Annotated in this window: 18 protein-coding genes; 13 read left to right on the top strand and 5 right to left on the bottom strand. The window is 57.7% G+C overall.

Going from position 1 to position 19,506, the window contains the following annotated elements:
* Positions 1–35: 35 nt before the first annotated feature.
* Positions 36–1,292 carry a mechanosensitive ion channel family protein gene (locus tag CBW22_RS20490; RefSeq protein WP_088517704.1) on the top strand — a complete coding sequence of 419 codons (1,257 nt, stop codon included), beginning with the start codon at positions 36–38 and terminating at the stop codon, positions 1,290–1,292.
* A gap of 122 nt (positions 1,293–1,414) precedes the next feature.
* On the opposite strand, the gene icd is transcribed toward CBW22_RS20490, so the two are convergent.
* Positions 1,415–2,665: an NADP-dependent isocitrate dehydrogenase gene (gene icd / locus CBW22_RS20495; protein ID WP_010617214.1), complete on the bottom strand. Its 1,251-nt coding sequence runs from the start codon at positions 2,663–2,665 to the stop codon at positions 1,415–1,417.
* Between the two features lie 101 nt (positions 2,666–2,766).
* On the opposite strand from icd, the gene rluE reads away from it, so the two are divergent.
* From rluE to CBW22_RS20535, 8 genes are all read left to right on the top strand, one after another.
* Positions 2,767–3,435 (top strand): 23S rRNA pseudouridine(2457) synthase RluE, encoded by a 669-nt coding sequence (rluE, locus tag CBW22_RS20500; RefSeq protein ID WP_088517705.1) that lies wholly within the window; start codon positions 2,767–2,769, stop codon positions 3,433–3,435.
* A 44-nt stretch (positions 3,436–3,479) separates the two neighbouring features.
* Positions 3,480–3,953: an NUDIX domain-containing protein gene (locus CBW22_RS20505; protein WP_031279253.1), complete on the top strand. Its 474-nt coding sequence runs from the start codon at positions 3,480–3,482 to the stop codon at positions 3,951–3,953.
* Positions 3,954–3,994: 41 nt separating this feature from the next.
* A complete protein-coding gene (mnmA, locus tag CBW22_RS20510; protein ID WP_088517706.1) occupies positions 3,995–5,107 on the top strand; it encodes a tRNA 2-thiouridine(34) synthase MnmA in 1,113 nt (370 codons plus the stop codon).
* Between the two features lie 34 nt (positions 5,108–5,141).
* Complete coding sequence (gene hflD / locus CBW22_RS20515; RefSeq protein ID WP_088517707.1) at positions 5,142–5,783, top strand: high frequency lysogenization protein HflD; 642 nt, start codon at positions 5,142–5,144, stop codon at positions 5,781–5,783.
* Positions 5,784–5,827: 44 nt separating this feature from the next.
* Positions 5,828–7,198: an adenylosuccinate lyase gene (gene purB, locus CBW22_RS20520; RefSeq protein ID WP_088517708.1), complete on the top strand. Its 1,371-nt coding sequence runs from the start codon at positions 5,828–5,830 to the stop codon at positions 7,196–7,198.
* Between the two features lie 173 nt (positions 7,199–7,371).
* Positions 7,372–8,040: a two-component system response regulator PhoP gene (phoP, locus tag CBW22_RS20525; RefSeq protein WP_010617222.1), complete on the top strand. Its 669-nt coding sequence runs from the start codon at positions 7,372–7,374 to the stop codon at positions 8,038–8,040.
* A gap of 3 nt (positions 8,041–8,043) precedes the next feature.
* Positions 8,044–9,504, top strand: a complete 1,461-nt coding sequence (gene phoQ / locus CBW22_RS20530; protein WP_088517709.1) for a two-component system sensor histidine kinase PhoQ — start codon at positions 8,044–8,046, stop codon at positions 9,502–9,504.
* Positions 9,505–9,561: 57 nt separating this feature from the next.
* Positions 9,562–10,683, top strand: a complete 1,122-nt coding sequence (locus CBW22_RS20535; protein ID WP_088517710.1) for a ribosomal protein uL16 3-hydroxylase — start codon at positions 9,562–9,564, stop codon at positions 10,681–10,683.
* Between the two features lie 300 nt (positions 10,684–10,983).
* On the opposite strand, the gene pepT is transcribed toward CBW22_RS20535, so the two are convergent.
* A complete protein-coding gene (gene pepT / locus CBW22_RS20540) occupies positions 10,984–12,210 on the bottom strand; it encodes a peptidase T (protein WP_021506380.1) in 1,227 nt (408 codons plus the stop codon).
* A 300-nt stretch (positions 12,211–12,510) separates the two neighbouring features.
* Here pepT and potA point away from each other — a divergent pair, with 300 nt between their 5' ends.
* The 4 genes from potA to potD are packed head-to-tail and all read left to right on the top strand — an operon-like array spanning position 12,511 to position 16,294.
* Positions 12,511–13,626, top strand: coding sequence for a spermidine/putrescine ABC transporter ATP-binding protein PotA (gene potA, locus CBW22_RS20545; protein WP_058759491.1), 1,116 nt, complete (start codon positions 12,511–12,513; stop codon positions 13,624–13,626).
* A complete protein-coding gene (gene potB / locus CBW22_RS20550; RefSeq protein WP_088517711.1) occupies positions 13,619–14,470 on the top strand; it encodes a spermidine/putrescine ABC transporter permease PotB in 852 nt (283 codons plus the stop codon). The genes potA and potB overlap by 8 nt, the downstream gene beginning before the upstream one ends.
* Positions 14,467–15,240 (top strand): spermidine/putrescine ABC transporter permease PotC, encoded by a 774-nt coding sequence (potC, locus tag CBW22_RS20555; protein WP_088517712.1) that lies wholly within the window; start codon positions 14,467–14,469, stop codon positions 15,238–15,240. The genes potB and potC overlap by 4 nt, the downstream gene beginning before the upstream one ends.
* Positions 15,241–15,250: 10 nt before the next feature.
* Positions 15,251–16,294 (top strand): spermidine/putrescine ABC transporter substrate-binding protein PotD, encoded by a 1,044-nt coding sequence (gene potD, locus CBW22_RS20560; RefSeq protein WP_088517713.1) that lies wholly within the window; start codon positions 15,251–15,253, stop codon positions 16,292–16,294.
* Between the two features lie 223 nt (positions 16,295–16,517).
* Here the strand turns inward: potD and cobB are convergent, their stop codons facing one another.
* From cobB to lolD, 3 genes are all read right to left on the bottom strand, one after another.
* The gene (cobB, locus tag CBW22_RS20565; RefSeq protein WP_010617227.1) at positions 16,518–17,351 is read right to left on the bottom strand and encodes a Sir2 family NAD+-dependent deacetylase; all 834 of its coding nucleotides are present in this window, start codon (positions 17,349–17,351) and stop codon (positions 16,518–16,520) included.
* A gap of 147 nt (positions 17,352–17,498) precedes the next feature.
* Positions 17,499–18,743, bottom strand: coding sequence for a lipoprotein-releasing ABC transporter permease subunit LolE (lolE, locus tag CBW22_RS20570; protein WP_021506385.1), 1,245 nt, complete (start codon positions 18,741–18,743; stop codon positions 17,499–17,501).
* A complete protein-coding gene (gene lolD, locus CBW22_RS20575; protein WP_021506386.1) occupies positions 18,743–19,444 on the bottom strand; it encodes a lipoprotein-releasing ABC transporter ATP-binding protein LolD in 702 nt (233 codons plus the stop codon). Before lolD ends, lolE begins: the two co-directional genes overlap by 1 nt.
* Positions 19,445–19,506: the final 62 nt, after the last annotated feature.

Here is a 19,506-nt window from a genome sequence, read left to right on the forward strand (position 1 = left end):
GAATTCCCGCCTCAACCGGCCGGCATGTGGTTAAAATGAATTACTTACGCGACATACAAACGTTTATTGAAGGCAACACGGTGCTCTCCACCACCTTCAGCCTGCTGCTGTTACTGGTTGCCGGTATGGTCACCCATCTGATCTGCAAGTTCTTCGTGGTAAAAGTGGTGCGCCGCGTGTTCTTTAGCACGCATAAAAACCAGGTGCCGCTGGATAAAGACGTCCGGCTCTCAGAAAAGCTGTCGAATTTTATTCCGGTGATCACTGTCTATTACCTGCTGCAGTTTATGCCGGACCTGCCCGAGCATCTGCTGATCGCGGTGAAAACCATCTGCGGCATTCTGTTTTTTGTTTATCTGTCGCTGTTCTTTAACGAAGTGCTGGAGATCGTTAATAACTCCTATTCGCGTAAGTCGAAGCGTAAGAACCACTCGATAAAAGGCTATATCCAGATCGGTAAGATCCTGGTGCACATCATTTCCGCCATCATGATTCTGGCTATCATGTCGAACAAATCGCCGGTGATCATCATCTCCAGTCTGGGTGCGGTCGCGGCGGTATTGATGTTAGTGTTTCAGCACACCCTGCTGTCGCTGGTGGCCAATATTCAGGTGTCATCGAACGATGTGCTGCAGCTTGGCGACTGGATTGAAATGCCGGATAACGGCATCAGTGGTGAAGTGATTGATATCGCCCTGCACACTATCACCATCCGCAACTGGGACAATACGCTGTCGCGGATCCCGACCAAAAATTTCCTGACTGAAACCTACACCAACTGGCAGGCGATGTTCTCCTCCGGCGCGCGGCGTATCATGCGCAGCTTTCATCTCGACCAGACCTCCATTCGCTTCCTCGATCAGCAAATGGTGCAGCAGATGAGCCAGATTCGCGGTGTCAGTGAGCAGCTTTCAATCCTGATGGATGGCCGCGATAGCAGCGTGGTCGGTGACCGCTGGTTTGCGGAAAACGGCATTACCAACCTCACGGTGTTCCGTCACTATCTCACCGCCTGGCTGGCACAGCGCGACGATATTAAAAAAGATATGTATATCGTGGTGCGCGCGATGAAACCCTCACCGGAGGGATTGCCGGTAGAGGTTTATTGCTTTACCTCCTCGGTGCTGTGGGTTGATTACGAGAATTCCCAGTCGGCGATATTTGAATTCATCTACGCCATCGTCGGTCAGTTTTCGCTGCGGATTTACCAGCATCCTGCCGGCAATGATTTCTGGCGTTTGTCGCAGGCGCGCGATAGCCAGATCGCTCAGTTACAGCCTCCGGCGGATTAAAGCCACTCAGCGCACGGTCGTCATGCATGGCAAACCGGTGATGACATGACGTCCTTCCCGCTGCCAGCATAAAAAAAGGGAGCCCTGCGGCTCCCTTTCATGTTGCATTTGCTCAGGGCAAATTACATGTTCGCGATGATCGCGTCACCAAACTCAGAACATTTCAGCAGCTTAGCGCCGTCCATCAGACGCTCAAAGTCGTAGGTCACGGTTTTGGCAGCGATTGCGCCTTCCATGCCTTTAACAATCAGGTCAGCCGCTTCGAACCACTCCAGGTGACGCAGCATCATTTCTGCAGACAGGATCACGGAACCTGGGTTCACTTTATCCTGGCCCGCATACTTCGGTGCCGTACCATGGGTAGCTTCGAACAGTGCGCACTCGTCACCGATGTTGGCGCCCGGTGCGATACCAATACCACCTACCTGTGCCGCCAGGGCATCAGAAATGTAGTCACCGTTCAGGTTCATACAGGCGATAACGTCATACTCGGCTGGACGCAGCAGGATCTGCTGCAGGAAGGCGTCGGCGATCACATCTTTAACGATGATCTCTTTACCGGTGTTCGGGTTTTTGAACTTCATCCACGGACCGCCATCGATCAGCTCGCCGCCGAACTCTTCTTTCACCAGCTGGTAGCCCCAGTCTTTGAAAGAGCCTTCGGTGAACTTCATGATGTTGCCTTTGTGCACCAGCGTCAGGGAATCACGGTCATTGGTGATGGTGTATTCAACCGCGGCACGCACCAGACGTTTCGTGCCCTCTTCTGAACACGGCTTCACGCCAATACCACACTGCTGCGGGAAACGAATTTTCTTCACGCCCATCTCTTCACGCAGGAATTTGATCACTTTGTCCGCTTCCGGCGTACCGGCTTTCCACTCGATACCGGCATAGATATCTTCGGAGTTTTCGCGGAAGATCACCATGTCGGTATCTTCAGGACGTTTAACCGGGCTTGGCGTGCCTTTGTAGTAACGTACCGGACGCAGACACACGTACAGGTCCAGTTCCTGGCGCAGTGCCACGTTCAGGGAACGAATACCGCCACCTACCGGGGTAGTCAGTGGGCCTTTAATGGCTACGCGGTACTCTTTGATTAAATCGAGGGTTTCCTGCGGCAGCCAGACATCCTGGCCATAGAGTTCGACGGATTTTTCGCCGGTGTAAATTTCCATCCAGGAAATTTTTCGCTCGCCGTTGTAGGCTTTCTTCACAGCGGCATCAACCACTTTCAGCATCACCGGGGAAACGTCAACCCCAATACCGTCACCTTCAATGTAGGGGATGATCGGGTTATTCGGGACATTCAGTTTGCCCTGATCCAGGGTGATTTTTTGACCTTCCGCCGGAACAACTACTTTGCTTTCCATTAACCTCTCCTTCGAGCGATTTTTTGTTAATGATTTGTAAGATGCGCGTCAATACTACTTGAATATTTCCGCCACGCCAATCACCGCAGTTTCGCGCTATAATGCGCCGATTGTTACCAACTGCAAAGCCCATGCGAAAAACTTCTCAACGAATTCACCAGCATAAGCGCCCTGCTGCCCCGGCGCGCCAGCCCGCGCGGCGTGACACGCGGCCAAAAGGTCCGCGTCGCGTCATACTCTTTAACAAACCTTTCGATGTTCTGCCGCAGTTCAGCGATGAGGCTGGCCGCCGCACGCTGAAAGATTTTGTGCCGGTGAGCGAGGTGTATGCCGCAGGCCGTCTCGACCGCGACAGCGAAGGGTTGATGATTCTGACCAACGATGGCGCACTACAGGCGCAGCTGACGCAGCCGGGCAAGCGCACCGGCAAAATCTATTACGTTCAGGTGGAAGGCGTACCGCAGGAATCAGATTTATCCCGCCTGCGCAGTGGCATCACCCTCAACGATGGCCCAACGTTGCCGGCGGGCGCAGAAGTGGTGCCTGAACCCGCGTGGCTGTGGCCGCGCACCCCGCCGATTCGCGAGCGCAAAGCTATCCCCACCTGCTGGCTGAAAATCACGCTGTATGAAGGGCGCAATCGCCAGATCCGAAGGATGACTGCGCACATTGGCTTTCCGACATTACGCCTGATCCGTTTTGCCATGGGTGATTACCAGCTGCAGGATTTGGCACCGGGCGAATGGCGCGACATCAGCGACCGGACGTAGTTTATACATTTCGATAACGTCAGGTTAACTATTTGGGAGGAACGATGTTTAAACCTCATGTAACCGTCGCCTGTATGGTGCACGCGCAGGGCAAATTACTGGTGGTGGAAGAGCGCGTTGACGGCCGCGTTACCTGGAATCAGCCAGCCGGCCATCTTGAGGCCGATGAAACGCTGCTGGAAGCCGCGCAACGTGAGCTGTACGAAGAGACCGGCATCAGCGCGCAGCCCGACTATTTTCTCGGCGTGCAGCAGTGGATCGCCCCGGACCATACACCTTTTGTGCGTTTTCTGTTTGGCCTCGATCTGCCTGCCACCGTCACCACCACGCCACACGACAGCGATATTGACTGCTGCTGGTGGCTGTCGCCCGCGCAAATTCTCAGCGCAGAGACGCTGCGTTCGCCGCTGGTGGCCGAAAGCGTGCGGCTATGGCAGCAGGGGGCCCGCTATCCGCTGCAGCTGATAGCCCCGTATCAGTGGCCGTTTCATGAGGGTGCGCACAACGCTTCCGCGTGATAGAATGCGCCGCCTGTTTTTATCGTAATCAAGAGTGCGTCATGTCTGACAACAGCCAGAAAAAAGTGATCGTCGGGATGTCCGGCGGCGTCGATTCTTCCGTTTCCGCCTGGTTACTGCAGCAGCAGGGCTATCAGGTTGAAGGCCTGTTCATGAAGAACTGGGAGGAAGACGATGGCGAGGAGTATTGCACCGCCGCTGACGATCTGGCTGACGCACAGGCCGTGTGTGACAAGCTCGGCATCAAACTGCACAAAATCAATTTCGCCGCTGAGTACTGGGACAACGTGTTCGAGCACTTTCTGGAAGAGTACAAGGCCGGACGCACGCCAAACCCGGATATTCTGTGTAACAAAGAGATCAAGTTCAAAGCGTTTCTCGAATTCGCTGCAGACGATCTCGGCGCAGACTACATTGCCACCGGCCACTATGTGCGCCGTGCCGATGTCGACGGCACCAGCCAGCTGCTGCGCGGTCTCGACGGCAACAAAGATCAGAGCTATTTCCTCTACACGCTCAGCCACCAGCAGATTGCACAGAGCCTGTTCCCGGTCGGCGAACTGGAGAAGCCTGAGGTGCGCCGCATTGCCGAACAGCTCGATCTGATTACGGCGAAGAAAAAAGACTCCACCGGTATTTGCTTTATCGGCGAGCGTAAATTCCGCGACTTCCTCGGTCGTTACCTGCCGGCACAGCCGGGCATTATCGAAACCGTTGACGGTGAAGTGGTCGGTGAACACCAGGGGCTGATGTATCACACCCTGGGTCAGCGTAAAGGGCTGGGCATCGGCGGACGCAAAGAGAGCAATGACGATCCATGGTATGTGGTCGACAAAGATGTCGCGCGCAATACGCTGATTGTGGCACAGGGCGGCGATCATCCGCGCCTGATGTCGGTGGGCCTGATAGCACAGCAGCTGCACTGGGTCGATCGCCAGCCAGTGACCGCAGCGCTGCGCTGCACGGTGAAAACCCGCTATCGTCAGAGCGACATTCCCTGCGAGATCATTCCGCACGGCGACGATCGCATTGAAGTGCGTTTCGATGAGCCGGTCGCGGCCGTCACTCCGGGCCAGTCCGCGGTATTTTACCTCGGTGACGTGTGTCTTGGTGGCGGTATTATTGAACAGCGCCTGCCGCTGACAGAAGCCTGAGTCGGCACTGCCGACGCGTCTACAGGAGTGAAGCGTGGCTAAAAACTATTATGAGATAACGCTGGCGCTGGCCGGCGTTTGCCAGGCAGCCCATCTGGTGCAGCAGCTGGCACACCAGGGGCACTGCAACAACGCGGCGCTGCAGGTGTCGCTGCGCAGCCTGCTGGATTTAAATCCAGGCTCAACGCTGGCGGTGTTTGGCAACGATGAAGCCAACCTGCGACCCGGGCTGGAAGCACTGATGGCGGTGCTGAACAGCGGCAGCCGGCAGGGTGCCAGCGCCGACCTGACGCGTTACACCCTGAGCCTGATGGTGCTGGAGCGTAAACTGCACGGTAACAAAACCGCGCTAAACACCCTGGCACAGCGCATCAGCCAGCTTGATCGTCAGCTGGCGCATTACGAACTGGAATCAGACACCATCACCAGCGCCATGGCCGGCATTTACGTCGATGTGATCAGCCCGCTCGGCCCGCGCATTCAGGTGACCGGCTCACCGCAGGTGCTGCAGAATTCGCAGGTGCAGAGCAAAGTTCGCGCTGCGCTGCTGGCCGGTATCCGCGCGGCGGTGCTGTGGCAGCAGGTCGGCGGCGGTCGTCTGCAGCTGATGTTTGCGCGCCAGCGTCTGCTGCGCGAAGCGAAAACCCTTTTATCCCGGCTGGGTCCGGCGTATTAAGCGCCGCCCTGCCCTAAATTGTTAACGATTCAGGAGTTGCACTGATGGAATTATCCTCTCTGACCGCCGTCTCACCTGTCGATGGTCGTTACGGCGATAAAGTCAGCCCGCTGCGTGCGATTTTCAGCGAGTTTGGTTTGCTGAAATTCCGCGTTGAGGTTGAAGTTCGCTGGTTACAGAAACTGGCCGCGACCGCAGAGATCAAGGAAGTTCCTGCATTTGATGCCGACGCAAACGCTTTCCTTGATGCAATTGTCGCCGGTTTCAGCGAAGAAGATGCGGCGCGTATCAAAACCATTGAGCGCACCACCAACCATGACGTGAAAGCCGTCGAATACTTTCTGAAAGAGAAAGTAGCCAACGTGCCGGCGCTGCACGCGGTGTCTGAGTTTATCCATTTCGCCTGCACCTCCGAAGATATCAATAACCTGTCACACGCGCTGATGCTGGAAACCGCACGCCGCGACGTGATCGTGCCGTTCTGGAACCAGATCATTACCGCCGTGAAGGGCCTGGCGCAGGAGTATCGCGACATTCCGCTGCTGTCGCGCACCCACGGTCAGCCGGCAACGCCGTCCACCATGGGCAAAGAGATGGCCAACGTGGCCTACCGCATGGAACGCCAGCTCCGTCAGCTGAGCAAGGTGGAAGTACTGGGCAAAATCAACGGCGCGGTGGGCAACTACAATGCGCACATCGCCGCGTATCCGGAAGTGGACTGGCATCAGCTGAGCGAGCAGTTTGTAACCTCGCTGGGCATCAGCTGGAACCCGTACACCACGCAGATCGAGCCGCATGACTACATCGCCGAGCTGTTTGACTGCATCGCGCGCTTCAATACCATCCTGATTGATTTTGACCGCGACATCTGGGGTTACATCGCCCTGAACCATTTCAAACAGAAAACCATTGCTGGCGAAATTGGCTCTTCAACCATGCCGCACAAGGTTAACCCTATCGACTTCGAAAACTCCGAAGGGAATCTGGGGCTGGCCAATGCGGTGATGCAGCACCTGGCCAGCAAACTGCCGGTATCACGCTGGCAGCGCGATCTGACCGATTCTACCGTGCTGCGTAACCTCGGCGTCGGCGTCGGCTATGCCTTGATCGCCTATCAGGCCACGCTGAAAGGTATTTCCAAGCTGGAAGTGAACCGCGATCGCCTGCTGGACGAGCTGGATCACAACTGGGAAGTCCTGGCTGAGCCGATCCAGACCGTGATGCGCCGCTACGGCATTGAAAAGCCGTACGAGAAGCTGAAAGAGCTGACGCGCGGCAAGCGCGTGGACGCAGCCGGTATGCAGGCATTTATCGACAGCCTGGAGCTGCCGGAAGCAGAGAAAGTGCGCCTGAAGCAGATGACGCCAGCCAACTACCTCGGCCGCGCGATTCAGATGGTTGACGACCTGAAGTAATTCCTTGCTCTGAAAACTCAGGCTATGGCAAGTTGGTGTTACCTCAGTCACGCACGTCACGTGGTGGCTGAGGTTCCCCTGCCAGTGCATCCCAACGGAGTGTTAATCTGCGGTTTAGCTGGCGTAGCGTATACTTTTCGCCATCATCACTGAGTTGAAGGTAAGGAAATTCTATGCGTGTTCTGGTTGTGGAAGATAATGCCCTGCTGCGCCATCACCTCGCAGTCCAGTTACGTGACATGGGTCATCAGGTGGATGCCGCCGAAGACGCCAAAGAAGCCGACTATTTCCTGCAGGAACACATTCCCGATATCGCGCTGGTCGATCTCGGCCTGCCCGACGAAGACGGCATGTCGCTGATTCGCCGCTGGCGTGGCGACGCCATTCGTCAGCCGATTCTGGTGCTGACCGCGCGCGAAGGCTGGCAGGCGAAAGTTGAAGCGTTGGAAGCCGGTGCCGATGACTACGTGACCAAGCCGTTCCACATTGAAGAGGTCGCCGCCCGCTTACAGGCGCTGATGCGTCGCAACAGCGGACACGCCTCGCAGATTATCTCCATGCCGCCGTTCCAGGTTGACCTGTCGCGCCGCGAGCTTACGGTGAACGACGCGCCGGTCAAGCTGACCGCGTTTGAGTACACCATTGTTGAAACGCTGATCCGCAATGCCGGTAAAGTGGTCAGCAAAGACTCGCTGATGCTGCAACTGTATCCCGATGCGGAACTGCGCGAAAGCCACACCATTGATGTACTGATGGGCCGGCTGCGCAAAAAAATTCTCGCGCTGCACCCGACCGAAGTGATCAACACCGTGCGTGGCCAGGGATACCGCTTTGATCTCTGATTTATGAAGCTGCTCCGCCGTCAGCGCCCTTTCTCCTTACGCGCGCGTTTCCTGCTGGCGACGGCGGCGATCGTGCTGTTTTTGTCGCTGTCGTATGGCATGGTGGCGGTCATTGGCTATGTCGTCAGCTTTGATAAAAATACCTATCGCGTGATGCGCGGCGAGAGCAATCTGTTCTTCACCCTCGCACAGTGGAAAGACAACAAGCTCACCATCGCCCAGCCGGAACGCATGACGCTCAATTTCCCGACGCTGGTATTCATCTATGACGAGCGCGGTAAGCTGCTGTGGCAGCAGCGCGACGTGCCGGAAATCCGCAAAAACATTCGCCGCGACTGGCTGATGAAACCAGACTTTTACGAGATCGATACCAGCAATCGCACCAGTATGGCGGCGATGGGTAACAATCCGCAGGCACAGCAGCGACTGCACGCGCTGGACAGTGACAGCAACGACACCTTCACCCACTCGGTGGCGGTTAACCGCTACGACGCGACCACCAATTTGCCGGCGCTGACCATTGTGGTGGTGGACTCGATCCCGCAGGAGCTGCAGCACTCAGACGTGGTGTGGTCGTGGTTCAGCTATGTGCTGGCAGCCAATCTGCTGCTGGTGATTCCGCTGCTGTGGCTGGCGGCACACTGGAGCCTGCGTCCGATTGGCCACCTGACTTCGCAGGTGCGCGAACTGGAAACCGGTCACCGGGAAAATCTCGACGACAACCCACCGCAGGAGCTGCGCAGCCTGGTGCGCAACCTCAATCTGTTGCTCACCAACGAACGGCAGCGCTACACGCGCTATCGCACCACGCTGTCGGATTTGACGCACAGCCTGAAAACGCCGCTGGCGGTGCTGCAAAGCACGCTGCGCTCGCTGCGCGGTGGCAAAGAGCTGACTATCGAACAGGCTGAGCCGGTCATGCTCGAGCAGATCAGCCGCATCTCGCAGCAGATTGGCTACTACCTGCATCGCGCCAGCATGCAGGCGGATCACAACCCGCTGCAGCGCGATCTGCATTCGGTCTCGGCCCTGCTGGATAGCCTGTGTTCCGCGCTCAATAAGGTGTATCAGCGCAAGGGCGTTGAGATCACGCTGGATATTTCGCCGGAGCTGACCTTTATCGGCGATCAAAATGACTTTATGGAAGTGCTGGGCAACGTACTGGATAACGCCTGCAAATACTGCCTCGAATTTATTGAGGTCAGCGCGCGCCAGACGGAAAACGCGCTGCATCTGTTGATTGACGACGACGGTCCCGGCATTCCCGAAAGCAAGCGCGATCTGATCTTTGTGCGCGGCCAGCGTGCCGACACGCTGCGTCCCGGTCAGGGACTGGGACTGGCGGTAGTGCGTGATATTCTCGAGCAGTATGCCGGTCAGGTAATCGCCACGACCAGCCCGCTCGGCGGCGCACGCATGGAGGTGATTTTTCAGCGGCAGGAAGTTGAACATCACCGCGAGTAGAACCGGACGCGGGCTGTTATACTTGGCAGCAATTATGGCCCTAACCGGAATCCTCGCATGGACTATCAGCTCGACATCAACTGGCCCGACTTTATTCAGCGCTACTGGCAAAAATGCCCGGTGGTGCTGAAACGGGGTTTCAAAAACTTCATTGATCCGATTTCTCCGGATGAGCTGGCCGGTCTGGCAATGGAAAACGAGGTGGACAGCCGCCTCGTCAGCCACAATAACGGCAAGTGGCAGGTCAGCCATGGTCCGTTTGAAAGCTACGATCACCTGGGTGAAAGCAACTGGTCGCTGCTGGTACAGGCGGTGAACCACTGGCATGAACCTTCTGCTGCGCTGATGCGCCCGTTCCGCTTTCTGCCCGACTGGCGTATCGACGACCTGATGATCTCTTTCGCAGTGCCGGGCGGCGGCGTAGGCCCGCACTTTGATCAATACGATGTGTTTATTATTCAGGGCACTGGCCGCCGTCGCTGGCGCGTGGGCGAAAAAGTGCCGATGAAACAGCACTGCCCGCATCCGGATCTGCTGCAGGTTGAACCGTTCGACGCCATCATCGATGAAGAGCTGGAACCGGGCGACATTCTCTATATTCCACCGGGTTTCCCGCATGAAGGCTACTCGCTGGAGAACGCGCTCAACTATTCAGTCGGCTTCCGCGCGCCTAACGGACGCGAGTTGATCAGCGGCTTTGCGGACTACATGCTGGCGCATGAGCTGGGCAGCTACCGCTTCAGCGATCCGGATGTGCCAGCGCGCGATTGTCCTTCGCAGATTCTGCCGTCGGAAGTGGAAGGGATTCGCAAAGTGATGCTGGATGTGATTAATCAGCCGGAGCAGTTTAACCAGTGGTTTGGCGAATTTATTTCCCAGTCGCGTCACGAGCTGGATGTGGCTCCGCCGGAACCGCCGTATCAGCCAGATGAGATTTATGACGCGCTGCAGCAGGGTGATGCACTGACGCGCCTCGGCGGTCTGCGCGTGCTGACGCTGGGCGACGCGGTGTATGTCAACGGTGAACGCGTCGAGTGCGCGCATCCGTCGGTACTGGCTGCGCTGGCACACAAACACGTGTTGACGCTGGAAGATTTCGGCGATGCGCTGGACGATCCTTCGCTGCTGGCTCAGCTGGCGGCACTGGTGAACAGCGGATACTGGTTTTTTGCTGATTGAGTTGATCAGGTCCTCTGCGCCCGTTTCCCTCACCCCGGCCCTCTCCCGCCCGCGGGAGAGGGAGAAAACCGCGCGACGATTGCAGTAAAGCGCCGGCGGCGGCATGGGCAAATGAAGAGCCTGATTCTCGCTCGATCGGTCCTCTCTCCCGCGCGCGGGAGAGGGAGAAAACCGTGCTCGCCTTGCGACAAGATGGGTAAAGCAGTGGTTAAGGCAATAAACAAAACCTGATACCCGCTCGATCGGTCCCCTCTCCCGCGCGTGGGAGAGGGTTAGGGTGAGGGCAAGCCCCTCTCCGCCCTACTTCTTCTCCGCCGCGAGCGCGGCCAGGCGCACGATCACCTCAACCGACTTCGCCATCACATTCAGCGACGCAAACTCATGTTTACCGTGGTAATTGTAGCCGCCGGTAAACAGATTCGGACACGGCAGTCCTTTCCATGACAGCGCCGATCCGTCAGTGCCGCCGCGAATTGGCTTCACGTTCGGCTCGATACCGCAGTCGCGCATCGCCTGCAGCGCCAGCTCAATGATGTGCGGATGCGGTTCCACCTTCTCCCGCATATTGCGATAGCTGTCGCTGATCTCTACCTTAATGGAGCACTCAGCCTGCAGGCCTTTACTGACGCGGCGACCAATCTCCTGCAGCAACTGCTTACGCTGTTCGTAGCTGTCGGCATCAAAATCGCGAATCAGGTACATCAGCTCGGCGTGCTCTACCGATCCCTTAATAGTGTGCAGGTGGAAAAAGCCTTCATAGCCGTCGGTAAACTGCGGCTTCTCTTTGGCCGGCAGCTCGGCGTGGAAGCGCATCGCCAGGTCCAGCGCGTTCACCATCACGTTTTTCGCACTGCCGGGATGCACATTGTTACCGGTGATTTTGACCAGCGCCGTCGCGGCATTAAAGTTCTCGAACTCAAACTCGCCGAGATCGCTGCCGTCAACGGTATAAGCCCAGTCAGCCGCAAACCCCTCAACGTCGAAGTGCGACGTGCCGCGACCGATCTCTTCATCCGGGGTAAAGGCCACGCGAATGGCGCCGTGCGGCACATCCCCTTTGGCCAGCTCGGCCATTGCCGTCATGATCTCAGCGATACCGGCTTTATCATCAGCGCCCAGCAGCGTTTTACCGTCGGTGGTGATCAGCGTATGCCCGGTCAGCTTGTGCAGCACCGGGAACATCACCGGCGAGAGCACTTCATCCCCGTTGCCCAGCGCGATATCGCCGCCACGATAGTTTTCAATGATCTGCGGATTGACATTTTTCGCGGTGAAATCCGGCGAGGTATCCATGTGGGAAATAAAACCGATCACCGGCGTCGGCCAGTCGACGTTTGCCGGCAGGGTGCCCATCACACAGCAATGATCGCTTAAGGTGACGTCCACAAAACCCAGCGCAATAAGCTCTTCCTGTAACTGACGCGCCAGCGTCCACTGCCCTTCGCTGCTCGGCACCTGCCGCGCCTGAGGTTTTGCCTGGGTTTCTACTGCCACATAACTGAGAAAACGCTCAAGTAATTGATCCATCTGTCATCCCTCTAAAGAACCTGCATTATTATCATGGGGCCTGATTATCGCCATGTTGCGTCAAATCATTATCCTTCAGGTTAGCCCTCTCAGCCCAATCGTGCGCTGAAATTCGCCCTGCCAGCCACCCGTCCGGCTGGCCCGATGAGCATACTCCAGCAATTTGCAGACTTTTCAAGGTTATTCCGTGTCTGAACATGGCAATGGCGCATTTTTCAGGTATTATCGCGCCCTTCATCACGGCAAGCTGTCGCCGGCGGCTATGCTGTAACCTGATTCTCATCAGACTGAGTGACTAAAATGACGCAAACACGCGCGCAGCAGGCGCTGGTTACGCTTTCTGGCATCAGTAAAGCTTTCGATGGCAAAACCATCATCCCGGATTTTGACCTGACCATCGGTCATGGCGAATTTATCACCCTGCTTGGCCCCTCCGGCTGCGGTAAGACCACGATTCTGCGCCTGATCGCCGGGCTGGAAAACGCCGACAGCGGACGTATCCATCTGGATGAGAGCGACATCACTGAAACGCCCGCCGAGCATCGCCATATCAATACCGTGTTTCAGAGCTACGCGCTGTTTCCGCACATGTCGGTGTTTGAAAACGTCGCGTTTGGCCTGCGCATGCAGAAAACCCCGGCGGCAGAGCTGACGCAGCGCGTCAACGAGGCGCTGGCGATGGTGCAGCTGGAAAGCTTTGCCGCGCGCCGGCCGCACCAGCTCTCCGGCGGCCAGCAGCAGCGCGTGGCGATTGCGCGGGCGGTGGTCAACCGGCCCAAAGTGCTGCTGCTTGATGAGTCGCTCTCCGCGCTGGATTACAAACTGCGCCGCCAGATGCAAAACGAGCTGAAAGCGCTGCAGCGCAAGCTGGGCATCACGTTTGTGTTTGTCACGCACGATCAGGAAGAAGCGCTGACCATGTCCGATCGCATCGTGGTGATGCGCGACGGGCGCATCGAGCAGGACGGCACGCCGCGCGAGATCTACGAAGAGCCCGCGAACCTGTTTGTGGCGCGCTTCATTGGCGAAATCAATGTGTTTGATGCGGAAGTGATCGGCAGCGCGCACGCGCCGCAGGTACGCGCTCGCGTCGAAGGCCGCGAGTGTGATATTCACTGCCCGTTCCCGGTCAAACCCGGCGATCGGCTGCATGTACTGCTGCGACCGGAAGATTTGCGCGTCGAGGAGATCGATCACGACAGCCGCAGCGAAAACCTGATCGGCTATGTGCGCGAACGCAACTATAAAGGCATGACGCTGGAATCCACCGTCGAACTGGAGAACGGCAAGCTGCTCACCGTCAGCGAGTTCTTTAATGAGGACGATCCGGATTTTGACCACTCGCTGAACCAGAAAATGGCGGTCAGCTGGGTGCCAAACTGGGAGGTGGTGCTGCCGTATGAAACGGATGCGTAATCGTCTGCAGAAAGCCATTGTGGCACTGATCGTCGGCTGGCTGACGCTGTTCGTGTTGCTGCCGAATCTGATGATCTTCGTCACCAGCTTTCTGACGCGCGACGACGCGCACTTTGTCAGCATGGTGTTCACCCTGAACAACTATGGCCGGCTCCTCGATCCGCTGTATGCCGACGTGCTGCTGCACTCGCTCAACATGTCCTGCATCGCCACGCTGTGCTGCCTGCTGCTCGGCTACCCTTTTGCCTGGTGCCTGACCAGACTGCCGGCGCGTCTGCGTCCGCTGATGCTGTTTCTGCTGATTGTGCCGTTCTGGACCAACTCGCTGATTCGCATATATGGTCTGAAAATTTTTCTCAGCACGCGCGGCTGGCTCAATGAATTTCTGCTGTGGCTCGGCGTCATCGACAAGCCGTTTCGCATCATGTTCACCCCGGAAGCGGTGATCCTTGGGCTGATCTATATTCTGCTGCCATTTATGGTACTGCCGCTCTACTCCAGCCTTGAGAAGCTGGACAAATCCTGCCTTGAAGCGGCGCGCGATCTTGGCGCCAGCAGGCTACAGACCTTCATCCGTATCATTTTGCCGCTGACCCTGCCCGGTATCGTTGCCGGCGCGCTACTGGTATTTATCCCGGCGATGGGGTTGTTCTACGTAGCGGATTTAATGGGCGGAGCAAAGAACCTGTTGATCGGTAACATAATCAAAAGCCAGTTCCTCAATATTCGTGACTGGCCGTTCGGCGCCGCCACCAGCATTGTCATGACGCTGCTGATGGGGCTGATGCTGCTGGTTTACTGGCGCGCAGCGCGTCTGCTGAATCACAAGGCGGCATTGCAATGATGGCGCGCGGATTACGCTACGGCTTCATGGCCGTGATTTATGCCTGGTTCTACATTCCGATCATCATCCTGATCGTCAACTCCTTCAATGCCTCGCGCTTCGGCATCAACTGGCAGGGCTTCAGCACCCAGTGGTATCGCCTGCTGGTCAATAACGACAGCCTGATTCAGGCGGCGCAGCATTCGCTGATCATGGGCGTGCTGTCGGCCAGTTGCGCGACGCTGATCGGCTCGCTCACCGCCGTGGCGCTGTACCGCTACCGTTTTCGCGGCAAGCCGTTTGTCAGCGGTATGCTATTTGTGGTGATGATGTCGCCGGATATCGTGATGGCGATTTCGCTGCTGGTGCTGTTTATGCTGCTGGGGATTTCGCTCGGCTTCTGGTCGCTGCTGTTTTCCCACATCACTTTCTGCCTGCCGTTTGTGGTGATTACCGTCTATTCGCGCCTGAAAGGCTTTGACGTGCGCATGCTGGAGGCGGCAAAAGATCTCGGCGCCAGCGAAGTGACTATTCTGCGCAAGATTTTGCTGCCGCTGGCGCTGCCGGCAGTGGCCGCGGGCTGGCTGCTGAGTTTCACCCTGTCGATGGATGATGTGGTGGTGTCGTCATTTGTCACCGGGCCCGGCTTCGAAATTTTGCCGCTGAAAATTTATTCCATGGTGAAGGTGGGCGTGTCGCCGGAGGTGAACGCGCTGGCTACCATTTTGATGCTGCTGTCGCTGCTACTGGTGGCAGCCAGTCAGCTGTTGCTGCGTGATAAAACCAAATAGAGGATAACCGATGAAAAAGTGGTCTCACTGGCTGGCGGCTGGGGCGCTGGCACTGGGTATGCAAAGCGCTCAGGCGGATGACAACAACACGCTTTACTTCTATAACTGGACCGAATACGTGCCGCCCGGGCTGCTGGAGCAGTTCACCAAAGAGACCGGCATCAAAGTGATTTATTCCACCTATGAATCCAATGAAAGCATGTACGCCAAGCTGAAAACCTGGAAAGCAGGCGCTTACGATCTGGTGGTGCCGTCGACCTACTTCATCGCCAAAATGCGCAACGAGGGCATGCTGCAGAAGATCGACAAGTCACAGCTGAGCAACTTCCGCAACCTCGATCCCGACCTGCTGAACAAGCCGTTTGATCCGAACAACGACTATTCCATTCCCTATATCTGGGGCGCAACCGCCATTGGCGTGAACACCGACGAGGTGGATGCGAAAACCCTGACCCAATGGGCCGATCTGTGGAAACCTCAGTATAAGCAGAGCCTGCTGCTGACCGATGACGCGCGTGAAGTGTTCCAGATGGCGCTGCGCAAGCTCGGCTACTCCGGTAATACGCAGGATCCAAAACAGATTGAAGCCGCCTATGAAGAGCTGAAAAAGCTGATGCCGAACGTACTGGCGTTCAACTCGGATAATCCCGGTAATCCGTTTATGGAAGGCGAAGTCAACGTCGGCATGATCTGGAATGGCTCCGCCTGGGTGGCGCGCCAGGCTGGCACGCCGCTGCAGATTATCTGGCCGAAAGAGGGCGGGATTTTCTGGATGGATAACCTGGCGATCCCGGCGAATGCGAAAAATAAAGCAGGCGCGCTGAAGCTGATTAACTTCCTGCTGCGCCCGGATGTGGCGGCTAAAGTGGCGGAAACCATCGGTTATCCGACGCCCAACCTGGCGGCAAGAAAGCTGCTGCCGCCCGAGGTGGCCAGCGATCCGTCACTCTATCCGCCGGCTGAAGTGATCAAAAACGGCGAGTGGCAGAACGATGTCGGTGCCGCCAGCGTGCAGTACGAAACGCTGTTCCAGAAGCTGAAAGCGGGACGGTGAGGTTCTGAGGTGGGAGGTTGTGCGGCCTGGCCCTCACCCTGCACTCTCCCAGAGGGAGAGGGTTCATTCGTGCTGGATTCGGCCTGCGGGAGAGGGTTCATTCGTGCTGGATTCGGCCTGTGGGAAGACCGTACTGGATTCAGCCTGAGTTTCAGTCCGGCGCGTTTTTCCCCTTCTCCCGCTGGGAGAAGGCCGGGATGAGGGGAAACGCGCAGTACGCTGACTATTTATACAAGCCGCGCAAAAAAGTATGCACGAATTCGGGCACCACTTCGCTGGCTAAGCCGTAATGCGCTTCAGCGAATTCGTTACCGACCTGACTGGGGGCCAGATTCAGCTCCACGGTGTGCGCACCCTGCAGTTTCGCTTCATGTACAAAGCCTGCCGCCGGGTAGACGTGGCCTGAAGTGCCGATGGCGATAAACAGATCGGCCTGTTCCAGCGCCTGATAAATCTCCTCCATGCCGAGCGGCATTTCACCAAACCACACCACGTGCGGACGCAGCCGCGACGGGAACTGGCAGCAGGTACAGCGATCGTCCGGACCGACGTCCTCCGTCCACGCCAGCACCTGACCGCTGTGCTCACAGCGCACCTTCAGTAACTCACCGTGCATATGCAGCACGCGCTGGCTGCCGGCGCGCTCGTGCAGGTTATCGATATTCTGCGTAACCAGCAGGAAATTATCGCCCAGCACCTGCTCCAGTTCGGCCAGCGCTTTGTGCGCCGCGTTAGGCTGAATTTCTGGCTGCTGCAGCTGACGCCGGCGCGCGTTGTAGAAGCCCTGCACCAGCGCCGGATCGCGGCGAAAGCCTTCGGGCGTCGCCACATCTTCCACGCGATGCTCTTCCCACAGGCCATCTTCCGCGCGGAAGGTGCGGATGCCGGATTCTGCCGAAATTCCGGCACCGGTCAGCACCACCACGTGCGGCTGCGGATGGGCGGCAAGTTCAACCTGACGATCGCGCTCAAAGATGCGCTGGCGAAAGCGCTGATGCACTTTGCGGCGGTTCTTTTTGTAGCGGGCGAGTCGAAGGCGGCGGCGCGGTTGGCGCATAAAGGCTCCTTAATCTGCGGCGCTGAACGCCGCGCTGCGGGTGTTTTCCGGGTTACTCAGACCCGATAATAGCGGCTGGGTATGACGGCTGCATGCCGCAGACGCTGAAAATGTGCGCAGCCGCGAAGGCGGCTGCGTGTTTTGTCTTTACTGACCGCTCAGCACGCGGGCAGGATCGATGCGGCTGGCGCGCCGCGCCGGATACCAGCTGGCAATCAGGCTCAGGCCAATCGCCGTTGCCAGCACGATGGCCACATCCAGCCAGTGCAGCTCGGACGGCAGAAAGTCGATAAAATAGATATCGCCCGCCAGCAGCTGATGCCCGGTAAGGTGCTCCACTACGCGCATTACCGGCGTCAGATTGAGCGCCACCAGCACGCCGACCACCACACCGCTGACGCTGCCCAGCAGCCCGGCCAGCAGGCCATACCAGATAAAGATGGCACGAATCAGGCCGTCTTTGGCGCCCAGCGTGCGCAGCACAGCGATATCGCTGCTCTTGTCTTTCACCGCCATCACCAGCGTCGACACGATATTAAAGCAGGCCACGCCAATCACCAGCACCATCGCCAGATACATGATGGCGCGAATCATCTGGATATCGCGATACATATAGCCGTAAGTGCCAATCCAGCTGCGGATGGTGACATAGGAGTGGGTGGCTTCGCCGGCATCGCGCACCAGCTTCTGTGCCTGGAACGGATCGCTCATCTTCAGCGCAATGCCGCTGACGCTGTCGCCCAGATCCAGATACTTTTGCGCATCGGCCAGCGGCACCAGCGCCAGACTGTGATCCAGCATGCCGCTTAGCTGCAGAATACCGCTCACCTGCAGACGAATGCGTTTTGGCTGCAGCAGTTTGTTCTCGCCATCATTATTCGGGATCATGATGGTGATCCAGTCGCCCTGCTTCACGTTGAGCGATTTGGCGATACCGCCGCCCAGAATGATCTGCTGCCTGCCGGCGCTGAACTGCGACCAGGCATCACCGCTGACAAAACGCGGCAGCGCGCTGAGCCGCGGCTCCTGCTGCGGATCAACGCCCTTCACCTGCAGCGCCTGCAGCTTCGCACCGCTCTCAATCAATCCGGTAAAGTTAACGTAAGGCGCCGCCGCGGCGATGCCCGGCACCTGTTCGATAGGCGCAATCATCGGCTGCCAGTTGCGAAATGGCTGGTTAACCGCCTCAATTTCGCCGTGCGGTACCACGGCCAGAATGCGGTTGTTGAGCTCCCGCTCGAAACCGTTCATCGCGCTCAGCCCGATGATCAGCACCGCCACGCCAAGCGCAATGCCGATGGTCGAGATGATGGAGATCAGCGACACCATGCCGCCGCGCCGCCGGCCGCGGCTGAAGCGCAGCCCGAGCAGCAGGGATAAAGAGGACGCCATCAGATCGCTCCCAGCGTCAGGTGATCGCTCAGCTGGCCGTCGCGCATTTCCATCTGACGGCTCAGGCGCTTCGCCAGGTTGAGGTCATGCGTCACCACCAGAAACGCGGTGCCCTGCTGCACGTTGAGCTCGCCGAGCAGTTCAAAAATGGCGTCCGCGTTGCGCGCATCGAGGTTACCGGTGGGCTCATCGGCCATCACCAGCCGCGGCCGGTTCACCAGCGCCCTGGCGATCGCCACGCGCTGACGTTCACCGCCCGACAGCTCAGAAGGCCGGTGCGCCGCGCGCTTTTCCAGACCAACCGCCGCCAGCATCTCGCGTGCGCGCGCTTCCGCTTCGGCTTTGCCGGTTTTGCCAATCAGCAGCGGCATTGCCACGTTCTCCAGCGCGCTGAAGTCCGGCAGCAAATGGTGAAACTGATAAATGAAGCCGAGTTCCCGGTTGCGCAGCTCTGCTTTGGCCGCCGACGACATGGCGTTGAGCGATTTCCCGTCAAACACCACGTCACCGGAGGTCGGCGCATCCAGCCCGCCCAGCAGGTGCAGTAAGGTACTTTTGCCGGAGCCGGAGCTGCCGACGATGGCCGTCAGTTCGCCCGGCTGCAGGCTAAAAGCCACATTGCGCAGCACATCGGTCTGCACGCTGCCTTCCTGATAGCGTTTGCACAGGTCACGACACTGCAACAAAGGGGTATTACTCATAACGTAAAGCCTCAGCGGGTTGAACGGCGGCAGCGCGCCATGACGGATAGAGGGTAGACAGC

The organism is Pantoea sp. VS1, from assembly GCF_002207995.1.
In the GTDB taxonomy this organism is placed as follows: Bacteria; Pseudomonadota; Gammaproteobacteria; order Enterobacterales; family Enterobacteriaceae; genus Pantoea; species Pantoea dispersa.

Excerpts from the sequence above, each read along its gene's own strand:
- CBW22_RS20490 (WP_088517704.1), top strand. The coding sequence starts at position 36 with ATGAATTACTTACGCGACATACAAACGTTTATTGAAGGCAACACGGTG.
- icd (WP_010617214.1), bottom strand. The coding sequence starts at position 2,665 with ATGGAAAGCAAAGTAGTTGTTCCGGCGGAAGGTCAAAAAATCACCCTG.
- rluE (WP_088517705.1), top strand. The coding sequence starts at position 2,767 with ATGCGCCGATTGTTACCAACTGCAAAGCCCATGCGAAAAACTTCTCAA.
- CBW22_RS20505 (WP_031279253.1), top strand. The coding sequence starts at position 3,480 with ATGTTTAAACCTCATGTAACCGTCGCCTGTATGGTGCACGCGCAGGGC.
- mnmA (WP_088517706.1), top strand. The coding sequence starts at position 3,995 with ATGTCTGACAACAGCCAGAAAAAAGTGATCGTCGGGATGTCCGGCGGC.
- purB (WP_088517708.1), top strand. The coding sequence starts at position 5,828 with ATGGAATTATCCTCTCTGACCGCCGTCTCACCTGTCGATGGTCGTTAC.
- phoP (WP_010617222.1), top strand. The coding sequence starts at position 7,372 with ATGCGTGTTCTGGTTGTGGAAGATAATGCCCTGCTGCGCCATCACCTC.
- phoQ (WP_088517709.1), top strand. The coding sequence starts at position 8,044 with ATGAAGCTGCTCCGCCGTCAGCGCCCTTTCTCCTTACGCGCGCGTTTC.
- CBW22_RS20535 (WP_088517710.1), top strand. The coding sequence starts at position 9,562 with ATGGACTATCAGCTCGACATCAACTGGCCCGACTTTATTCAGCGCTAC.
- pepT (WP_021506380.1), bottom strand. The coding sequence starts at position 12,210 with ATGGATCAATTACTTGAGCGTTTTCTCAGTTATGTGGCAGTAGAAACC.
- potA (WP_058759491.1), top strand. The coding sequence starts at position 12,511 with ATGACGCAAACACGCGCGCAGCAGGCGCTGGTTACGCTTTCTGGCATC.
- potB (WP_088517711.1), top strand. The coding sequence starts at position 13,619 with ATGCGTAATCGTCTGCAGAAAGCCATTGTGGCACTGATCGTCGGCTGG.
- potC (WP_088517712.1), top strand. The coding sequence starts at position 14,467 with ATGATGGCGCGCGGATTACGCTACGGCTTCATGGCCGTGATTTATGCC.
- potD (WP_088517713.1), top strand. The coding sequence starts at position 15,251 with ATGAAAAAGTGGTCTCACTGGCTGGCGGCTGGGGCGCTGGCACTGGGT.
- cobB (WP_010617227.1), bottom strand. The coding sequence starts at position 17,351 with ATGCGCCAACCGCGCCGCCGCCTTCGACTCGCCCGCTACAAAAAGAAC.
- lolE (WP_021506385.1), bottom strand. The coding sequence starts at position 18,743 with ATGGCGTCCTCTTTATCCCTGCTGCTCGGGCTGCGCTTCAGCCGCGGC.
- lolD (WP_021506386.1), bottom strand. The coding sequence starts at position 19,444 with ATGAGTAATACCCCTTTGTTGCAGTGTCGTGACCTGTGCAAACGCTAT.